This is a genomic window from Tahibacter caeni (assembly GCF_024609805.1).
GTDB classification, from domain to species: domain Bacteria; phylum Pseudomonadota; class Gammaproteobacteria; order Xanthomonadales; family Rhodanobacteraceae; genus Tahibacter; species Tahibacter caeni.
In genome coordinates this window covers 1-2,073 of the sequence record NZ_JANFVR010000535.1, presented here as the reverse complement: position 1 = coordinate 2,073, position 2,073 = coordinate 1, and the positions used below count along the sequence as shown (strand labels likewise).

The 2,073-nt window shown below is 71.1% G+C and carries 1 protein-coding gene; it reads left to right on the top strand.

Annotation, left to right across the window (positions count from 1 at the left end; all coding sequences use genetic code 11):
* A partial coding sequence (locus NON22_RS23520) for a type I polyketide synthase (protein ID WP_257389416.1) occupies nucleotides 1-2,073 on the top strand: 2,073 nt, incomplete at both ends.

The window sequence follows — 2,073 nt, the reverse complement described above, 5'->3', positions numbered from 1 at the left end:
CGCTATCCGGAGTCGCCGGATCTCGCCGCGTTCTGGACCAACCTGCGCGACGGCCGCGACTGCATCGTCGAAGTGCCGGCCGGGCGCTGGGACTGGCGCGACTACTACAGCGCCGACCGCAGCGAGAGCGGCCGCCACTACAGCCGCTGGGGCGGTTTCATCGACGGCGTCGACGAGTTCGATCCGCAGTTCTTCCACATCGCGCCGCGCGAGGCGCGCCAGATCGATCCGCAGGAACGCCTGTTCCTGCAGCAGGCCTGGCTCGCGATCGAGGACGCCGGCTACACGCGCGCGGCGCTGCAGGGCCGCGACGACGGCCCCGCGGGCGGACTCGGCGGCCAGGTCGGCGTCTACGTCGGCATGATGTACAGCGAGTACGCGCTGTTCGCGGCCGAGGCCAGCCTGCGCGGCCGGCGCATGGGACTGACCGGCAGCTTCGCGAGCATCGCCAATCGCGTGTCGTACGCGCTGGACCTGCACGGTCCGAGCATGACGGTCGACACGATGTGCTCCTCGTCGTTGACCGCGATCCATCTGGCCTGCCAGGACCTGCGCCAGGGGCGCACGCGGCTGGCGATCGCCGGCGGCGTCAACGTGACGATCCACCCGAACAAATACCTCGCGCTCAGCGCGGGCCAGTTCATCTCCGGCGACGGCCATTGCCAGAGCTTCGGCGAAGGCGGCGACGGCTACATTCCGGGTGAGGGCGTCGGCGCGGTCGTGCTCAAGCGCCTGTCCGATGCGCAGCGCGACGGTGACCCGATCTACGCGATCATTCGCGGCAGCGCGCTGAATCACGGCGGCAAGACCAACGGCTATACGGTGCCCAATCCGCAGGCGCAGGCCGCCGCGATCGCCCAGGCGCTCGCCGAGGCGCGCGTGGATGCGCGGCACATCAGCTACATCGAGGCGCACGGCACCGGCACGAAGCTCGGCGATCCGATCGAGATCGCCGCGTTGAACCGCGCCTTCGGCCAGTACACGGCGGAGCGGCAGTTCTGCCGCATCGGTTCGGCCAAGTCGAACATCGGCCATTGCGAGGCCGCGGCCGGCATCGCCGGGCTGACGAAGGTGCTGCTGCAGCTCAAGCACCGGCAGATCGTGCCGTCGCTGCATTCGCGCACGTTGAATCCGCACATCGACTTCGCGGGCAGCGCGTTCGTCGTGAACCAGACACTGACGGAGTGGGAAGCGCCGCTGCTGCAGGGACGGCGCCTGCCGCGGATCGCCGGCATTTCCTCGTTCGGTGCCGGCGGCTCGAACGCACACCTGATCGTCGAGGAATACACCGCCGCGCCGGCCGGCCCGGTGCTCGCGCCGCGCGAGCCCGTCGTCGTGCTGCTGTCGGCGCGCACGCCCGAACAGCTGCAGCGCCGCGCGCAGGACCTGCTGGCCTTTCTCGCCGCGGCGGCGTCGCCGCCGGACCTGACGGCGCTCGCCTATACCCTGCAGACCGGCCGCGAGCCGATGGAGGAGCGCCTCGGTCTCGTGGTCAGCAGCATCGAGGAGCTCGCGACGAGGCTCGCGGCCTGGCGGGCGGACGAGAACGACGGCGACGTGCAGCGCGGGCAGGTCAAGCGCCACAAGGAAACGCTCGCGTTGTTCAGCACCGACGCCGACCTGCAGCAGGCCGTCGGCCGCTGGCTCGGCGCGCGCAAGTTCGACAAGCTGCTGGAGCTCTGGGTCAAGGGACTCGACGTGCGCTGGGCGCAGCTCTACGACGCGCCGCTGCCGCAGCGCATCAGCCTGCCGGGCTATCCGTTCGCGCGCGAACGCTACTGGCTCGATCTGCCGGCGGCCTCGTCGCCGACGGCGCCGGCAACCGACACGGCGCGGCACCCGCTGCTGCAGGAGAACATTTCGGATCTGTATCAGCAGGGCTATCGCTCGCAGTTCCGCGGCGACGAAGCGTTCTGCAGCGCCGACGGCCGCCTCGGCGCCGGCGCCTGCCTGGAGATGGCGCGCGCCGCGCTCGCGCAGGCCGGCCTCTGGTCGGGACCAGTCGAGCTGCGCAACACCTTGTGGGCGCCGCCGCCGCGCGTCGGCAGCGCGAGGCCCGTCGGCATCGCGGTG